This is a genomic window from Undibacterium paludis (genome assembly GCF_022568815.1).
GTDB lineage: Bacteria > Pseudomonadota > Gammaproteobacteria > Burkholderiales > Burkholderiaceae_D > Undibacterium.
Window position 1 is genome coordinate 110,423 of sequence record NZ_JAKZHX010000003.1, and the last position, 17,097, is coordinate 127,519.

Genomic DNA, 17,097 nt, shown 5'->3' on the forward strand with positions numbered 1-17,097 from the left:
GGCTCATCATCAATCCCCTTCAAATACTGGTTTTTGCCTGGCGACGAAAGCATGGTAGGCACGATGGAAATCATTGGTCATCATGCATATCGCCTGGGCTTGCGCTTCTGCCTCTATCGCCTCATCGACGCCCATATTCCATTCCTGTTGCAGCATTTTCTTGGTGATGCCATGGGCAAAGGTCGGGCCTTCCGCCAGGTTGCGGGCGTAGGCCTGGGCTTCGTCCCACATTTGTTCCGGTTCCACCAGCCTATTGAAAAATCCCCAACGCTCTGCTTCTTCACCAGACATGGAGCGGCCTGAGTATAAAAGATCAGATGCACGCCCCTGCCCTATAATGCGCGGCAAAATGGAACACGCGCCCATGTCGCAGCCCGCCAGGCCAACCCTGGTGAACAGGAATGCCGTCTTGCTGCGCGCCGTGCCTATGCGTATATCAGATGCAAGTGCCAATATGGCGCCAGCACCTGCGCAAACACCATCGATCGCCGCCACTATCGGTTGCGGGCAGGCACGCATGGCCTTGACCAGGTCACCAGTCATGCGCGTAAAACTTAACAGGCCCGGCATATCGAGCTTGGTCAGCGGGCCGATGATTTCATGGACATCACCACCAGAGCAAAAATTCTCACCGGCACCTGTGACGACAACAGCCTTGACATCGTCCGCATAAGCAAATGAGCGGAACAAGTCGCGCAATTCAGCATAAGAGTCAAAGGTCAGGGGATTTTTGCGCTCTGGCCGGTTCAGGCTGACGGTAGCAACACCGGCAACCACCGCATATTTGAAATGCTGCGCTTCATAACCCGTCAATTGCGAACGGTTGCCGGGTAAATTGTGTGCTTCACCGGGTAAGTATTTCATGATATGTATCCCTGCTCAGTATGGTTATTTATATCTTGTCAGTGTTGCTGCCAGCTTCAGGCTCATGCAAATGGCTTTTCACCTGCGACAACAATTCAAATAAATGTGTTTTTTGCTCAGCTTGCAGGCCAGAAAACATGTCTGCAATCCAGCTTTCATGCACGGCCGCCATGCGTTTGAAGGCGCGCCGCCCGGCAGGCGTCAGCTTGACACTGTAGGCACGCCGGTCTTTCAGATCCGCCACACGGGTGACCAGCTTTTCCTGTTCCAGTTGATCAGTAATACCGGTGATATTGCCGCCAGTGACCATCATGCGCTTGGATAATTCGCCCATGCGCAAACCTTCCGGATGACGTTCCAGCTGCGCCATCAAATCAAAGCGTGGCAAAGTGATGCCAAATTCGCTGCGCAGGCGGCTGCGGATTTCACCTTCTATCATCACGGTACAGGACAACATGCGCAACCACAGGCGCAAGGACTGATGATCGTCTTGCGTCAGGCGGGTTTCCATGTCGTACACTTGCGCGCTGTCTTCGTTCATACTTGTCTTGATCTGTATAATTAATTTATCTACATCACTTCGCCACCGGCCACGGCGATGGACTGACCATTCATGGCGGATGCGCCATCCATACATAGCCAGAGCACGGCATCTGCCACTTCTTGCGGCTGCACCAGGCGTTTTTGCGGATTACCAGCCGCCAGTTCGACTCTTGCCTGTTCTTCTGTGCGACCTGTCCTGGCGACAATATTGGCAACTGCTTCCTTGACGATATCGGTCTCGGTATAGCCGGGGCAGACGGCGTTCACAGTCACGCCTTTGCTGGCCACTTCCAGCGCGACAGAGCGGGTCAGGCCGATGACAGCATGTTTGGCAGCGCAATATGCAGAGACATAAGCATAGCCTTTCAGACCTGCCGTACTGACCACATTGATGATGCGGCCCCAGCCTGATTCCAGCATGGCTGGCAAAGCCTGTTGCATGCAGTGGAAGCTGCCGCTCAGATTTACAGCCAGCATGTTGTCCCACAGTCGCGTATCTGTCTTCAAGAAAGAAGCTGAACCTGCCTGACCGGCATTGTTGATAAGGATGTCGATACGGCCATCCCTGGCTTGTGACTGCTCAAACGCCAGGTGTACTGAATCTGCGTCACTAACGTCCATGACCAGGTATTGCACTTTACCCAAAGCCTGCAAACTAACGACGGCCTCTTGCAAATTCGCTTCATTCCGGCCCGTGATGCTGACACTGGCCCCTTCTGCCAGTAAAGCCTTTGCTATTGCCAGGCCTATGCCTTTGGCACCCCCAGTCACCAACGCATGCCTGCCTTGCAATGCCCTCTTTAAAACGGTCATTCTCAGCCCTCCAGCAATCTGGCGGCAATCTGTTGCGGCGTCAGTCCGGCGCTTGCTGCGGCAATCTGGCGTTCACGTTCCAGGTTGCGCTCCAGTTGCATTTTTGCCGCCGTGTATTGTTTCGGCCAGGGCATATCAAGAAAGCCCAGCTTGGCAGCTTCATTCAAAGTCCAGGATGGGTTGGCCAGGTGTGGCCGCGCAATCGCGCACAAATCGGCCCGGCCTGCAGCAATGATGCTATTGGCATGGTCAGCCTCAAAAATCGCGCCAACTGCTATCGTCGGTATCTGCCCCTCATTGCGTATGCGGTCAGCAAACGGTGTCTGGAACATGCGACCATATACCGGCTTTTCCTGCTTGCTGACCTGACCAGACGAACAATCTATCATGTCTGCCCCGGCTGCCTTGAACAGTCTTGCGATTTCAATTGCATCATCAGGCGTAATGCCCCCCTCTACCCAGTCATGTGCAGAAATACGGACGGATATGGGCTTGTGCGCAGGCCAGATGGCCCGTATGGCAGCAAATATTTCGAGCGGAAAGCGGCAACGGTTTTCCAACGAACCACCATAAGCATCCTGGCGCTGATTGGTCAACGGCGAAATAAAACTGGACAACAGGTAGCCATGCGCGCAATGTAATTCCAGCCAGTCAAAACCTGCCTCGTCTGCCGCCATGGTCGAGCTGACGAAATCAGCCTTGATACGTTGCATATCTTCCAGGCTTGCAGCACGGGCGCGTTGTGAAATGCCGACAAGATATTCCTGTTCTGATGCAGACACCAGCGGCCAGTTGTCCTCTTTCAGAGGTTGATCCGTTCCTTCCCATGCCACACAAGTAGAGCCTTTGGCGCCGGCATGACCAAGTTGCACGGCAATCTTTGCATCAGTATTGGCATGCACAAAATCAACGATGCGCTTCCATGCCTGCGTATGTGCAGGCGCATACAGACCAGGACAAGCCGGCGTGATGCGGGCATCGGCAGAGACGCAGGTCATCTCGGCAAACACCAGACCGGCGCCCCCCATGGCGCGACTGCCAAGATGTACCAGGTGATAGTCTCCAGCGATACCGTCAACTGCTGAATACTGCGCCATCGGCGACACCACGATACGGTTCTTCAATACGACGTCACGCAACTTGAATGGCGTCAGCATGGGTGGAATCGCCGATCTGGTTTTGGGTACCGGCAAGCCCGCCCTGGCATAAGCCTGCTCTGCTATCCACTCTTCAAAACTGCGTACATACGCAGAATCTCTGGTACGCAGGTTCTCATGCGAGAGGCGCTGGCTGCGTGTCAACATGGAATAGGCAAACTGTGGTGCCTCCATGGCAGTATAGCGTTTGACGTTTTCAAACCATTCCATGGAATTGCGAGCGGCACTTTGTATTTTCAACACCTCTACAGAACGCAGTGCCTGATATTCCTCCAGTACGGCTTTCATACCCTGCTTGCCATGTTTTTCAAAACTACACGCCAGTTCTATCGCATCTTCCAGTGCCAGCTTGGTGCCGGAGCCGATGGAAAAATGCGCCGTATGTGCGGCATCACCCATCAACACTACCGGTACCTGCCTGTCATTAATTTGATTCCAGTGCACCCAGTTCTTGCAGATGATGCGGGGAAACTTGATCCAGTTGGCAGAGCCGCGCAAGTGCGAAGCATTGCTCATCAGTGCATTACCATCGAGGTATTTGGCAAACAGTTTTTCACAAAATGCCACAGCTTCCTCCTGACTCATCTGGTCTATGCCAGACTTGAGCCAGGTTTCTTCTGGTGTTTCTACAATGAAGGTCGCGGTATCACCGTCATATTGATAGGCATGCGCCTGGAACCAGCCATGTTCGGTCTCTTCAAACGCAAAAGTAAAGGCTGAAAACAGTTTCTTGGTGCCCAGCCAGACAAAGCGGCATTTACGGGTATCAATATCAGGCTGGTAGCTTTGCTCATAACGGGTGCGTACACGACTGTTCAAGCCATCGCAAGCGATCACCAGGTCAGCAGCATATTCACGCGCCAATGCCTGGTCATCAGCCACATCGGTTTCAAACACCAGTTTGACACCAAGTTCTTCGCACCTTTCCTGCAAAATATTCAGCAGGCGCTTGCGGCCTATGCCACAAAAGCCATGCCCGCCTGAAGTCACCACCTGCCCCTTGAAATGGGTGTCGATATCGTCCCAGTGATTGAAGGATTGCAGGATGGAGCGCGCAGTCTGTTCATCAGCATTGACCAGGTTGCCCAGCGTCTGGTCAGAAAACACCACCCCCCAGCCAAAGGTATCATAGGGGCGATTGCGTTCAACCACGGTAATCTGGTGCGCCGGGTCTTGTTTTTTCATCAGCAGGCTGAAATACAGGCCAGCCGGACCACCACCGATGCAGAGGATGTTCATTGGAATACCTTGAAGAATTTAAATATAAGAGTGATGCATTGATTGCTTACTGCATCTTGCACGAAGCAACATAAGCATCAGGATGATTGGTAAACACCGGACTCAGTGTTTTATTTGTCACCCTGCCCTGTGCGTCTTTACTGATAATGCGCGCATAATAATTTTGTATCGGGTAGTGATTGCTGTTGAACTTGAAATCACCACGTACTGATTTGAAGTTAGCTGCCTTGATGGCCTTGCCCAGTGCATCTTTGTCTTCTATCTTGCCTTTGACACCACGTACGGCACTATCCATCAGCATCGCGGCATCATACCCCTGCGATGCGTACAGTGAAGGCAAGCGGCCGTAGTCTTTCTGGAAGTCGGCGACGAAGCGTTTGTTCTGCGGGTTATCCATATCATGCCCCCACTGCGAAGCATTGAACATGCCCAGCATGGGCGCACCTACTGCCTTGATGATGTCTTCATCAGCAGAGAATCCCGGGCCAAACAGTTGTACATTTTTTGACAGACCCGCATCCACGAACTGCTTGATGAAATTGATGCCCATGCCGCCAGGCAGGAAGATGTAGACCGCATCAGGCTTCAGGCCGCGGATTTGTGCCAGCTCGGTTGCATAATCAAGTTGGCCCAATTTGGTATAGATTTCTTCAGCAACCTTGCCCTTGTAATAGCGTTTAAAACCTGTCAGGGCATCTTTGCCTGCCGGATAATTGGGCGCCACCAGCGCCACGTTTTTAAAACCCTTGTCATTGACCTGTTTGCCTACCGCTTCATGCAGGCTATCATTTTGCCAGGCCACGTTAAAGAAATAGGGATTACATTGCTCACCTGCATATTGCGAAGGACCCGCATTGGCACTGATGTAATGTATCTTCGCACTGAATATGCCGGGGCCAACCGCCAGCATCAGGTTGGAAAATACAATACCGGTCATCAGATCGACTTTGTCCTTCTTGATCAGTTTATCCACCAGTTGCTTGGTCGCGTCAGGGTTTTGCTGATCGTCACCGGTAATGACTTCCACCGGCAAATTACCGAATTTATTGTCGAGATGCTTGAGTGCCAGAGCAAAACCGTCACGTATATCCACACCCAGGCCAGCGCCAGCTCCTGACAAGGTGGTCACCATACCAACCTTGACTTTATCAGCGGCAAAAACATTGGGTGCAGCAAGGCCAGACAGCAATACACACAGCAAGGTCTTTTTCACGAAAATCTCCTTCAGGATGGTGTTGACAAGCGGGGACATGGAATTGGACAAGGTAAATTCAGTCAAAGCTAAGCGGGCGTACGCAGTTTATAGCGCTGCAGCTTGCCGGTTTCAGTTCTCGGCAAGCTGCTCATGAATTCTATGGCGCGTGGATATTTATAAGGTGCTATGCTGTTCTTGACGAAGTCCTGTATTTCTTTGCGCAAAGCTTCTGTGGCGGCCACTTCCGGCTTCAGGACAATATAGGCTTTGACTATCTGCCCTCTTTCTTCATCAGCAATACCGACTACAGCACATTCGGCAACTGCTGCATGTTTGAGCACCGCGTCTTCCACCTCTGGTCCAGCGATGTTGTAACCGGCAGAGATGATCATGTCATCGGTACGGGCGCGGTACCAGAAATAGCCATCGGCGTCCATTTCATAAGCGTCACCCGTCAGGTTCCAGCCTTGATGCACATAGTTTTTTTGCCTGTCGTCAGCCAGATAGCGACAGCCGGTCGGACCTTTGACGGCGAGGCGCCCCACGACACCAGGGCCTGCCACGTTACCGTTGTCATCAAATATGCAGGCCTGGTAACCAGGAATGGGCTTACCGGTGGCGCCGGCCCTGACTTCATCACCGGCGGCGGAGATAAATATGTGCAACATCTCGGTCGCGCCTATGCCGTCTATCATGACCAGACCAGTCGCCTGCCGCCAGGATTCACGCGTGGCTGCTGGCAAGGCTTCACCAGCCGAAACAGTTTTCTTGAGGCTGTCGAGTTTGAAATTTTTGGTCAGCATGGCCATCTGGCGATAAAAAGTTGGCGCAGTAAAACAAACCGTTGCGCCAAAATCGTCTATGGCTTTCAGGAGGGATTCCGGCGTCAGCTTCTCCAGCAGCACGGCAGTCGCACCGATGCGCATGGGGAACAGCAACAAGCCGCCAAGGCCAAATGTAAATGCCAGCGGCGGTGTGCCAATAAAAATATCATCGGGTCTCGCCCTTAAGGTAGAACGCGGGAAACAGTCACAGATCGCCAGCACGTCACGATGAAAATGCATGGTCCCCTTGGGCATGCCGGTCGTGCCGGAGGTAAAGCTGATCAGGCAGACATCTTCTGCCAGCGTATCTACGGGAGCAAACTCCGCAGGCTTGCCCGCCATGCATGCTTCCAGGCCGCCTTCACCTTGGTGGTTGAAATACACCACCTGCTTCAGGACAGGATTAGCCTGTACCGCCAGGTCCATTTCTTCACGCAGGTTTTCTGAACACAATGCCGCGGCAATTTCAGCCTTGTTAGCAATCACACCCAGTTCCTTGGCACGCAACAAAGGCATGGTTGGTACGGCGATACAACCCGCCTTGATGACAGCCAGTACAGACGCAGCCATCATGGGATTGTTTGCGCCACGCAACATGACCCGGTTGCCTGTCTGCAGATGCATGTCTTCAAGCAAGACATGGGCAATACGGTTGACGGTCGCCAGCAGGTGGGCATAGGTCCAGCTTTCGTTCTGGCTACGGATGGCAATCTTGTCTGCAAAACCTGTTGCACACATCTTGTCAAGCAACTCGGCCACGCAATTCAGTCTCTCGGGGTATTGCAATTCAGGCAAAGAAAATATCAACTCAGGCCATAGCTCGCGCGGCGGCAAGTGATCGTAGGCAAAAGTATCCAGATGAGCTGATCCTGGTCGGGCATTTGAAATCATTTCTTCTCCGTAAAAGGCGAAAACTTCTTTGCAGCAATCCCTTCAAATACAAAACTACTTTAAACCTAAACTATTTTTCGGTAAAGTGTTTTTTATTGAAAAAATCAAATTTTCATAAAGAAAATGCTCAAATAATTTGCAACTATAGTATATTTTAGACCTAAAGCAATTTCATCAAAGCAGCATTTCACGGATCAGGAATCAGGGAATGAACATCACGCTCTTGTTTGAACATGGTTTGAATGGCCTGCAATTCGGCCTTATGCTTTTCCTGCTGGCGGCTGGGCTGACCCTGATCTTTGGCATCATGGATTTCATCAATCTGGCGCATGGCTCCCTGTACATGGCCGGCGCTTATTTCGCCGCCAGCTTTACCGCCATGAGCGGTTCTTTCTGGCTGGGCCTACTGGCCGCCATCATCGCGACTGCCCTGCTTGGGGTAATACTTGAAGTGGTTGTATTCCGGCACCTGTATCAACGTGATCATCTGTCCCAGGTCCTGGCAACCTTTGCACTGATACTCATCTTTAATGAAGGGGCGCGCATGATCTGGGGTTCGCAGCCACTGCAGCTGAACATACCGCCGCAACTGTCACGACCTGTCGAATTACTGCCAGATTTTTTATATTCGTCTTTCCGCCTGTTCATTATTGCCACAGGGTTGGCAATAGCTGGTTTACTGTATTTCATCGTCAGCAAGACAAGGCTGGGCATGCTGGTACGCGCCGGAGCATCGAACCGCGAGATGGCGATCACCATGGGTGTCAATATCAAGCTGGTTTTTACCTTGCTGTTTGCCTTTGGTGCTGCCTTGTGCGCAATTGCTGGCGCCCTGCTTGGTTCCATACTCGCTGTCCAGGTAGGTATGGGCGAAAGCATATTGATACTGGCTTTTGTCGTTATCGTCATTGGCGGCATAGGTTCCATCCGTGGCGCCCTGGTCGGAGCTTTACTGGTGGGGCTGGTAGATACGTTAAGTAAAACCCTATTGCCGGGAGCCTTGAAATTAGTCATGCCACTGGAACTGGCGGCTAATCTTGGCCCAGCCCTGGCATCGATATTGATCTATGTGCTAATGGCAGCCGTCCTGTTTTACAAACCACAGGGTCTCTTCCCTGCACGCGGCTGAGGATGATCATGCAAAGCAATCTGCATCACCGCATTTCACCTTTATCTTGCTTTCTGACACTGTGCCTGTTGGCAATTTTTCCTGTCGTGGCAAATTATCTGGGGCAAGAATTCTACATAGGCCTGCTCAGTCGCCTGATGATTTTTGCTCTGGTGGCAAGCAGCCTTAACCTGATACTTGGTTTTGGCGGCATGGTCAGCCTTGGTCACGCCGCCTATTTTGGTAGTGGCGCCTATGTGGTGGCCATCCTGATGCAACACGGTATCACGTCAGCCTGGATCAGTTGGCCCCTTGCCATGCTGACCGGCTTTGCGCTGGCAATGCTGACGGGCAGTGTTTCGCTCAGGACCAAGGGCGTATACTTCATCATGATTACACTGGCATTTGCGCAAATGCTGTATTTTTTGTTTGTATCGCTGAAGAACTACGGTGGTGACGACGGCCTTGGCCTGGCGCAGCGCTCTGCTACTGGCCTGAACATGGCGGATGACAGTGTTTTCTATTACCTGGTATTGGTGCTGGTCAGCATGCTACTGCTTGTTTTATACCGCCTGATCAACTCACCCTTTGGACGTGTGGTCCAAGCCATCAAAGAAAATGAAACCAGGATGCAAGCCCTGGGTTATGCCGTCTTTCGCTACAAATTATTATGCTTTGCCATTGCCGGCAGCGTCGCCAGCCTTGCCGGAGCCCTGCTCGCCAACCAGAACATGCTGGTCAGTCCCAATCTCTTGCACTGGACGCAGTCAGGCAGCCTGATGGTGATGGTGATACTGGGCGGCGTCGGCTATATGTCCGGAGGCATACTCGGCGCCGTTTTCATGCTGATGCTGGAAGAAATTTTGTCGGGCTACACCATGCACTGGCAACTGTATCTGGGCATCATCCTCCTGCTGGTGGTGATGTTATTACCCAAGGGTCTGGCCAGCCTGCCGGAGAAAATCATGTCTGCAATAAAACAAAAAAAGGAGCAGGCATGAGCGTCTTGCAATTGCACGGACTAGTCAAACGCTACGGCGGCTTGCTGGCAACCAATGAACTGAGTCTTGAAATAGAAGAAGGAGAAATCCATGCCATCATCGGTCCGAATGGTGCAGGCAAGACGACCCTGATACACCAGATTTCTGGAGCAGTTGTGCCAAACCAGGGGAAGATCATTTTCAATGACAGGGATGTGACGATCCTGAGCATGCATGAACGTGCCAAGCTGGGGCTATGTCGCTCTTACCAGATCACCAATATTTTCCAGTCATACACTGTTATCGACAACCTTAGTCTGGCGCTACAGGCAAGCAAAACCAGCAGCATGCGATTCTGGCGCCCGGCAATCCAGGAAAAGACCTTGTTTGCAGAAGCAAGACAGCTCGCTAAAGAAATAGGCCTGGAACACCAGGCACAGACACTGGCTTGTGCGCTGGCACATGGTGAACAACGTCAACTGGAATTGGGGTTGGCGCTGGCATGCAAACCACAGTTGCTGTTGCTTGATGAACCCATGGCAGGTACCGGCCATGAAGAATCAGCCAAGATGATTGAACTGATTCAAGCCTTGCGCGGCAAGGCATCCGTCATATTGATAGAGCATGACATGGATGCCGTATTCAAGCTGGCGGACCGCATCTCCGTGCTGGTTGCTGGCCGCATCATCGCCACTGGCACTGCCGATTTTATACGCCAGCATCCGGAGGTAAAGAAAGCCTATCTCGGTGATGAAATGAGCGACGCAAAGGAAGCCGCATGAATTACCTGCTGGAGATCGACAATATTTCCACTGCCTACGGCCACAGTCAGGTTTTGTTTGGAGTGAACCTGCAAATCCCGCAAGGCGAAGTCGTCAGCCTATTAGGCCGCAATGGTGCTGGCAAAACCACGACATTGAGATCAATATTTGGCTTGACACCTGCATACCAGGGGCATATCAGCTTCATGGGGCAACACATAGAAAAATTAACGACAGACAGAATCGCCCGCCTGGGTATCGCCCTGGTGCCGGAAGGCAGGCAAATCTTCCCCAACCTAACCGTCAAAGAAAATATGCTTGCCTTTGCCACCAACCGCAATAACAGCAAGACACCATGGGGCCTGGAGCAAATCTATCAACTGTTTCCACGCCTGGCAGAACGGGCGAGTAATATGGGCAATCAATTGTCCGGTGGCGAACAGCAGATGCTGGCGATCTCACGCGCCCTGATGACCAACCCGCATCTGCTGATTCTTGACGAAGCGACCGAGGGCCTGTCACCGTTGGTACGCGAAGAAATCTGGAGTTGCCTGCGAAAATTACGCGAACAAGGGCAAACCATCCTGGTCATTGATAAATATGTAGAGAAACTGATTCCGCTTGCCAATCACCACGCCATCATGGAACGTGGCAAAATAGTCTGGCAAGGCAATAGCGAGCAACTGGCGGCCACACCGGAAACCTGGCAGAAATATGTTGGTGTTTAGCCTTGATAAATCGCCGCTGATTTAAAACTGACGGTGCAACTGCACACCAAGACCAAGGACTTTTGCGCTTGCCAAGTTCAATTTATCAGTTTGCAGATGCAGGCTCAGCCAGTCATTGTTCCAGCCGAGACCGATTGATTTATAGCGGGTATCCAGATCAACTGAAACACGACCATATGCGACATCCTTGCTGACACTGAATTCGGGCAGATTCTCGCCGTAAAAATGCCTGACTTGCGCCGCAAATTCCCATTGTTGCCGGGCATAACTGATACGTGCGGTATGCGTGGCAGGTACGGAAATTGATCGACCACCCTGGCTATTCCTGCCCTGCAACAAAGGCTGATAATTCAAATAACCCCTGCTGTCATATTGAACTACGGCAGAATTCAGGCTTTGCTGCAATTCGGGTAAATTCTTCCATGCAAATCGATTAAAAGCATCGTCAAGCTGATACTGGATGCGCCAAACCTGATTCAACTTCCAGTCCAGTTCCAGACTGCTGCTGTAGCCCGTAGCCTCGGGTTCAAATTGACGAAACAGATATTGGTAACGGCTGTTGGCATCAATCTCTGAAGCAGAAAAACTGTAGTGCTGCCTGTCAATATAGTCAGCCGCCCCATTAGCCTGTACAGCACGATACTGGGGTTTTGTGTAATACACCACGCTGGCAAACACCTTGGGTTGATATTCACTACCAAACTCGAACCAGCGTCCTGCCCGTATGCCAAAGCCTGACCAACTCTGCATCTGCGCATCGAGTTGATAACTGACTGGCTGCTGCGGCAAACCACCGAGTTTGTATGCTCTGACAAAAGCCAGGGTAGATGCACTGGCTGTTAACATGCCGTCCTGACGTGCTTCCAGGCTAAGACGCCAGTCTTTATATCCTGCTCCCAATTCCGCCCGATAACGGCGCAGGCTGGTATTGCGCCCGGCCCTGGGTGAAAAATCCGTATTCCAGTCCCCCTCGATCTTGCTGGCAGGCATGAAATCTGAAGCGTCCCATAAATCAATGTTGGCAAAAGCAATCCAGCCGTCTTGTGCTTTTTCCGATACGAACAAATCACTGGCCTGCGCCTGATTAAATAAGGCAAACGCTGAAGCCTGGGCAACGGCCAACAAAAAAAAGAAGCGGGATGCAGACATGATGAAGATCAGAAAAATAACCCGCCGACAAATCTGGTCAGCGGGTTTGGGGTGATGCCTTGGTCAGTCTATTGATTGGCCCGGATAATTTATTTGATGGTTTCGAAACTGCCGTCGGTATAACTGATACGGCCTGCCTTCATATCCAGCCAACCAACCTTGGCGCCATCCTTGAGTATGTCGGCAACTAGATTACTGCCAAATACATCAAAAGAAACACCGGACGTGCTGCTGACACGCACGATTTTTTGTTTTGTCAGGCTTTCAGACATCTGGGCATTGATGACATTACTACCATCGTCATATTGTGCAATCAGGCTATTGCTGCCAAACGCGTCATTACTGCCATTCAAGTTCAATTTGAGCGGCGGACGTCCCGGCACCTGAATTACGCCTGAAGCTGCAACAGATTTGCGCACAAAATTGCTGGCGGATTCTGGTTTTGCACTATCGAAACTGCCATAACCAAAACGCTCTACAGTTAATTTACCATTAAACAGTTCTGCTGCACTGGAAAGGCCAAGGCTGTTACTGACGGTCCCCACAAAATCAAGACGATTTGGCTGGTAGCTGACACCGTTTTTATCTGTAGAGGCATTACCCAGTTTTAATTCACCATGTACCTTGCTATTGCCTGCCTCACCGGTGATGGCAAGATTGAATTCCTTCACACCATTCTTTTGCAAATTGCCCTTGTAGTCCAGGTCGACGGTTGCATAAGACCCCTTATCCAGAGACAAACGGGAATTCATATTACTCTTTACATAGGATATGAATTCGCCAGTGAAGTCATAGCGAAAACTGCCATCTGGCAAACCAGTGCGACCAGCATGAATATCCCACTTTTCGTAATCAGACGTTAGCTGGCCATTACCGTCACTGCGTGGCGGCATTGTCCCCTGGACCACCAGTGCGTACAAATTCCTGGCTTGCATGGCAAAGCTGATCTGGCCCGTGAAAGCATTGCCGGAATAAGCGTCAATTATCACCGTATCTGCCGGGTTGGCAGGCCGCCTGATGAAATCATTCTTCTCTTCATTCCAGGCAAACACGGCTTTTTGCTTAACCAGCTCAGACTTGTAGTTGAAGCGACTACTGTCATTGGCAACCGGTTCCAGCCAGATGCGATCTATCAACTCTACCCACTCAACCTGATATTTGTATGAATATTTGAAAGTGCCCGGCAATGCCAGGCGCGAAAAGCGGCACTCCATGCCCTTGGCCTGCGCCGGTGTGCTGGCGACATTCAGTGGATCGCGCATTGCGCTGCAATCACCAAGATTACCTATATTCTGATAGCCCCTCCACAAGGGCGCAGGTCCATAGAACAGGCCGGTCACAGTAGTTTCCCTGCTCTGGCCAGAAGTATATTTATTGTACTGATCAATACCGTCTGCTATGGTCTTGGACCAGATCAGCAAGTCTTTATTCAGTGGCGCCGTGGCATTTTCAAAATCAGCCTTGACTGCATTCAAGCGCAAATCGAGGCCGCCAGAATTTTGCGAATTAGTCACCGCATAAAGATTGTTGCGCAGACTGCTGAACAATTGCTTGGTCGCGATGATATTGTCGGCTTCAGGAGCAGGACTTGGCAAACTGGCGCTCAAAAACGCTCCAATACCTGCGACAGAATTCTTGCCAGATTTATTCAGACTCTCATCCGTTGCAACCTGCTCTAGTGCTGCACGCATGGCAGCACGCACATCTTCGCTGAGATTAAAGGTGTTGCCATCAAGTTTTCCTGCATTGGCAATCTTTTTCACCACACAGGCAACTCGCGCGCCCTGCAACGGATCATTGCAGGAAAAAGCTTTATTGAAAGCAAGGTAAGAAATCGCCGTCAGACTTAAACCCTGGATTTTCTCGTCGACATAGCTGTTTGACGACGTATCGGCAGTCGTGTGAATGATGGATACACGCTGCGGATCAAAACCGAGCAAAGCCTGGACACCTGCCCTGGCCTTGTCGATATTTGCAGGCGTCAGGCTGCCAGCATTTTCTGCAACCTGAACGATCAACTCCGTCAACGGCGTCACACTACCCCAATATACAGATTCAGGATTGCTGCCTTGCTTGACGACACTGCGTAATTTCAAATCAGCAGGGAAAGGCAGATCAGCCTGTGTCACCTCGTCATACATGGTTGCACCAGGTGCTGAGGCCACCTCAAGCATAAAACTGTTGACGCCATCTGGCACGGTAATCGTATAACTGCCGTCGTCACCTGTCAGGGCACTGCTGAAAACATTGGCCGACTTGTTACCAGCTTTATCCAGCGCATAAGCCTGCACCCTGGCGCCGACTATGCGCCCTTTGGCGACTTGTCCATTGAATTGCCGGCCATCTGTTTTTATTGCGACGGTAGAGGTATTGCCCGAAGAGCCTGTATTCCCGGCGCCACCACCGCATGCACTCAGTAATCCGACAAATAGTGAAGTTAGCAAGACCGGGAGCAGGGATTGGTATTTTTTATTTTTTTCCATGGGCATATTCATCTAAAACATCACCAGACATGGCCTGAGAAGAATGTTCAGGCACATAAAAAATCTGTCAGGATAATTAAAAAACAAAGTTGTAACAAACTGTAAAATGTAATCGCACGTGATTCTAACATTGAATCTTGATCTGCCATCTGTGAAATGAAGAAATTAATTCATGCAAAGAAGATATGAACAATAAATGGCGAATTTTTTATGATGGAGAAAAGGAATTTTCAAACTTACACCTTGGGGGCGGGAGCAGAAATGATTTCAGTAAGTTTGCAGAAACAAACAGATCAGTAATTCAGTCTCAAATCTGAATCAAACCTGATTTACTGCGGCTTGCCTGAAGTTGGGGAAACAGGCTCGGAAGCACTCGATGCAGGTGAATTGGGGTCAAGAATTTGCACGAATATTTCATTTTTCTTGATCATGCCTAGTTCAAAACGAGCACGCTCCTCTACAGCATCGGTGCCGTTTTTCAAATCCTGGACTTCGGAATCAAGCTTGCTGTTTCGCTCTTTCAACTTTTCATTATTACCCTTCACCAGGGCCACCTGCCTGTCCAGCTCCCATACGCGTAGCCAGCCTCCCTTACCCAGCCAGAGCGGGTATTGAATCAGTAATAACAAGGCAGCAAAGGATAAAGCGATCAAACGCACAGGTTTTTAGTAGAATGAAAAGACAACAATATGAAAAAGGGGAACAGCGTTCCCCTTTTTGACTCCAAGATACCAGATTACTTCAGATTATAAAAGGCATCGCGGCCAGGGTAGCTGGCAATTTCGCCCAAATCTTCTTCTATGCGCAGCAATTGATTGTATTTTGCCATACGGTCAGAGCGTGACAGCGAACCAGTCTTGATCTGCAAAGCATTGGTACCCACTGCGATGTCGGCAATGGTGCTGTCTTCTGTTTCGCCAGAACGGTGCGAGATCACCGCTGTGTAACCAGCGCGTTTTGCCATTTCGATGGCAGCGAAAGTTTCTGTCAATGTACCGATCTGGTTGATCTTGATCAGGATGGAATTGGCGATACCTTTTTGTATGCCTTCCTTCAGGATCTTGGTATTGGTCACGAACAGGTCATCACCAACGATCTGGACTTTCTTGCCCAGTTTTTCAGTCAGGATAGCCCAACCTTCCCAATCGCCTTCAGCCATGCCGTCTTCGATGGAGATGATAGGATATTTATCGACCCATGTCGCCAGCAGGTTGGTGAAATCAGTGGAAGACAGGGTCAGCCCCTCGCCTTCAAGGTGATATTTGCCATCTTTATAGAATTCGCTGGCAGCGCAATCAAGGCCCAATGCGATTTGCGTACCTGGCTCGTAGCCAGCTGCTTCAATCGCCTGGATGATCAGTTTGATGGCAGATTCATGATTATCGACGGATGGTGCAAAACCGCCTTCATCACCAACTGCTGTTGTCAAGCCCTTGTCGTGCAGGATTTTTTTCAGTGCATGGAAAACTTCTGCACCATAACGCACGGCTTCACGGAAAGTTGGTGCACCAACCGGGATGATCATGAATTCTTGCAAATCCAGATTATTGTCCGCATGCGCACCACCATTGATGACGTTCATCATAGGCACAGGCAATTGCATCGCGCCAGAGCCGCCAAAATAACGGTACAACGGCAAGCCGGCTTCTTCAGCAGCAGCTTTTGCGACTGCCATGGAGACCGCCAGCATGGCATTGGCGCCAAGGCGGCTCTTGTTTTCGGTACCATCGAGATCGATCAGGGTGCGGTCAAGAAAAGCCTGCTCATTCGCATCAAGACCCATGATGGCTTCAGCGATTTCTGTATTGATATTTTCACAGGCTTTCAATACACCCTTGCCCAGATAGCGGGACTTGTCGCCATCGCGCAATTCTATCGCTTCGCGGGAACCGGTAGATGCACCGGATGGTACAGCAGCACGACCCATGACGCCGGATTCCAGCAAGACATCACATTCAACAGTTGGGTTACCGCGTGAATCCAGAACTTCACGACCGATAATGTCAACGATGGCACTCATTCAATTCTCCTAAACGATCAATATAGCGAACAAAATAAAACGAATCTGACTTGTGTCTGCAACTGTTGGCCTGGTAAGGCTGACAGGTGAATAAAGCTGTCTGGTTTTTGGTACTAACAAATTGATATGGCAAATACAGCCAATCAAACTGTCTCGACAAACATGACACGACTTTATTTTTAAACCACTGCGTTGATAAGCAGATTGGCTTCCCATCACACGACAAATCAAGCGAAAATGGATTCAATGAACCCTTGTGTCTTTAGCGCATTATCCAGACCAGACAGCACTAAAAATCTATTTTTCAAGTACAGCGCAAATTGCTGGCAAGTTCAACTGACA

Annotated in this window: 14 protein-coding genes; 4 read left to right on the plus strand and 10 right to left on the minus strand. The window is 50.6% G+C overall.

Annotated features, from left to right (window positions below; translation table 11 throughout):
* Positions 1 to 9 precede the first annotated feature (9 nt).
* Genes LZ463_RS07160 through LZ463_RS07185 form a run of 6 tightly spaced genes read right to left on the minus strand, consistent with a single transcriptional unit; the run spans position 10 to position 7,526 of the window.
* On the minus strand, positions 10 to 864 hold the full coding sequence (locus LZ463_RS07160) for an enoyl-CoA hydratase family protein (protein ID WP_241454937.1): 855 nt from the start codon (positions 862 to 864) through the stop codon (positions 10 to 12).
* Between the two features lie 28 nt (positions 865 to 892).
* On the minus strand, positions 893 to 1,405 hold the full coding sequence (locus LZ463_RS07165; RefSeq protein ID WP_241454938.1) for a MarR family winged helix-turn-helix transcriptional regulator: 513 nt from the start codon (positions 1,403 to 1,405) through the stop codon (positions 893 to 895).
* Between the two features lie 29 nt (positions 1,406 to 1,434).
* On the minus strand, positions 1,435 to 2,220 hold the full coding sequence (locus tag LZ463_RS07170; protein WP_241454939.1) for an SDR family NAD(P)-dependent oxidoreductase: 786 nt from the start codon (positions 2,218 to 2,220) through the stop codon (positions 1,435 to 1,437).
* Positions 2,221 to 2,222: 2 nt separating this feature from the next.
* The gene (locus LZ463_RS07175; RefSeq protein ID WP_241454940.1) at positions 2,223 to 4,616 is read right to left on the minus strand and encodes a bifunctional salicylyl-CoA 5-hydroxylase/oxidoreductase; all 2,394 of its coding nucleotides are present in this window, start codon (positions 4,614 to 4,616) and stop codon (positions 2,223 to 2,225) included.
* 46 nt (positions 4,617 to 4,662) lie between these two features.
* Positions 4,663 to 5,868 carry an ABC transporter substrate-binding protein gene (locus LZ463_RS07180; RefSeq protein WP_489686090.1) on the minus strand — a complete coding sequence of 402 codons (1,206 nt, stop codon included), beginning with the start codon at positions 5,866 to 5,868 and terminating at the stop codon, positions 4,663 to 4,665.
* A gap of 29 nt (positions 5,869 to 5,897) precedes the next feature.
* Positions 5,898 to 7,526, minus strand: coding sequence for a benzoate-CoA ligase family protein (locus tag LZ463_RS07185; RefSeq protein WP_241454942.1), 1,629 nt, complete (start codon positions 7,524 to 7,526; stop codon positions 5,898 to 5,900).
* 208 nt (positions 7,527 to 7,734) lie between these two features.
* On the opposite strand from LZ463_RS07185, the gene LZ463_RS07190 reads away from it, so the two are divergent.
* From LZ463_RS07190 to LZ463_RS07205, 4 genes are read left to right on the plus strand one after another with little or no spacing between them, the layout of a single operon-like run.
* Positions 7,735 to 8,655: a branched-chain amino acid ABC transporter permease gene (locus tag LZ463_RS07190; protein WP_241454943.1), complete on the plus strand. Its 921-nt coding sequence runs from the start codon at positions 7,735 to 7,737 to the stop codon at positions 8,653 to 8,655.
* 8 nt (positions 8,656 to 8,663) lie between these two features.
* Entirely contained in the window at positions 8,664 to 9,635 is a 972-nt protein-coding gene (locus LZ463_RS07195; RefSeq protein ID WP_241454944.1) for a branched-chain amino acid ABC transporter permease, read from the plus strand.
* Complete coding sequence (locus tag LZ463_RS07200) at positions 9,632 to 10,396, plus strand: ABC transporter ATP-binding protein (protein WP_241454945.1); 765 nt, start codon at positions 9,632 to 9,634, stop codon at positions 10,394 to 10,396. The genes LZ463_RS07195 and LZ463_RS07200 overlap by 4 nt, the downstream gene beginning before the upstream one ends.
* On the plus strand, positions 10,393 to 11,103 hold the full coding sequence (locus tag LZ463_RS07205) for an ABC transporter ATP-binding protein (protein ID WP_241454946.1): 711 nt from the start codon (positions 10,393 to 10,395) through the stop codon (positions 11,101 to 11,103). Before LZ463_RS07200 ends, LZ463_RS07205 begins: the two co-directional genes overlap by 4 nt.
* 21 nt (positions 11,104 to 11,124) lie before the next feature.
* Here LZ463_RS07205 and LZ463_RS07210 read toward each other — a convergent pair whose 3' ends face one another.
* The 4 genes from LZ463_RS07210 to eno form a co-directional block, all read right to left on the minus strand.
* Positions 11,125 to 12,252 (minus strand): hypothetical protein, encoded by a 1,128-nt coding sequence (locus tag LZ463_RS07210; protein ID WP_241454947.1) that lies wholly within the window; start codon positions 12,250 to 12,252, stop codon positions 11,125 to 11,127.
* An 89-nt stretch (positions 12,253 to 12,341) separates the two neighbouring features.
* On the minus strand, positions 12,342 to 14,735 hold the full coding sequence (locus LZ463_RS07215; protein ID WP_241454948.1) for a hypothetical protein: 2,394 nt from the start codon (positions 14,733 to 14,735) through the stop codon (positions 12,342 to 12,344).
* Between the two features lie 329 nt (positions 14,736 to 15,064).
* Positions 15,065 to 15,394, minus strand: coding sequence for a cell division protein FtsB (gene ftsB, locus LZ463_RS07220; RefSeq protein WP_241454949.1), 330 nt, complete (start codon positions 15,392 to 15,394; stop codon positions 15,065 to 15,067).
* A 77-nt stretch (positions 15,395 to 15,471) separates the two neighbouring features.
* Entirely contained in the window at positions 15,472 to 16,755 is a 1,284-nt protein-coding gene (eno, locus tag LZ463_RS07225; RefSeq protein WP_241454950.1) for a phosphopyruvate hydratase, read from the minus strand.
* Between the last annotated feature and the right edge of the window lie 342 nt (positions 16,756 to 17,097).

Bases quoted from the DNA above. Each gene is read 5' to 3' on its own strand.
- LZ463_RS07160 (WP_241454937.1), bottom strand. From the start codon at position 864: ATGAAATACTTACCCGGTGAAGCACACAATTTACCCGGCAACCGTTCG.
- LZ463_RS07165 (WP_241454938.1), bottom strand. From the start codon at position 1,405: ATGAACGAAGACAGCGCGCAAGTGTACGACATGGAAACCCGCCTGACG.
- LZ463_RS07170 (WP_241454939.1), bottom strand. From the start codon at position 2,220: ATGACCGTTTTAAAGAGGGCATTGCAAGGCAGGCATGCGTTGGTGACT.
- LZ463_RS07175 (WP_241454940.1), bottom strand. From the start codon at position 4,616: ATGAACATCCTCTGCATCGGTGGTGGTCCGGCTGGCCTGTATTTCAGC.
- LZ463_RS07180 (WP_489686090.1), bottom strand. From the start codon at position 5,868: ATGTCCCCGCTTGTCAACACCATCCTGAAGGAGATTTTCGTGAAAAAG.
- LZ463_RS07185 (WP_241454942.1), bottom strand. From the start codon at position 7,526: ATGATTTCAAATGCCCGACCAGGATCAGCTCATCTGGATACTTTTGCC.
- LZ463_RS07190 (WP_241454943.1), top strand. From the start codon at position 7,735: ATGAACATCACGCTCTTGTTTGAACATGGTTTGAATGGCCTGCAATTC.
- LZ463_RS07195 (WP_241454944.1), top strand. From the start codon at position 8,664: ATGCAAAGCAATCTGCATCACCGCATTTCACCTTTATCTTGCTTTCTG.
- LZ463_RS07200 (WP_241454945.1), top strand. From the start codon at position 9,632: ATGAGCGTCTTGCAATTGCACGGACTAGTCAAACGCTACGGCGGCTTG.
- LZ463_RS07205 (WP_241454946.1), top strand. From the start codon at position 10,393: ATGAATTACCTGCTGGAGATCGACAATATTTCCACTGCCTACGGCCAC.
- LZ463_RS07210 (WP_241454947.1), bottom strand. From the start codon at position 12,252: ATGTCTGCATCCCGCTTCTTTTTTTTGTTGGCCGTTGCCCAGGCTTCA.
- LZ463_RS07215 (WP_241454948.1), bottom strand. From the start codon at position 14,735: ATGGAAAAAAATAAAAAATACCAATCCCTGCTCCCGGTCTTGCTAACT.
- eno (WP_241454950.1), bottom strand. From the start codon at position 16,755: ATGAGTGCCATCGTTGACATTATCGGTCGTGAAGTTCTGGATTCACGC.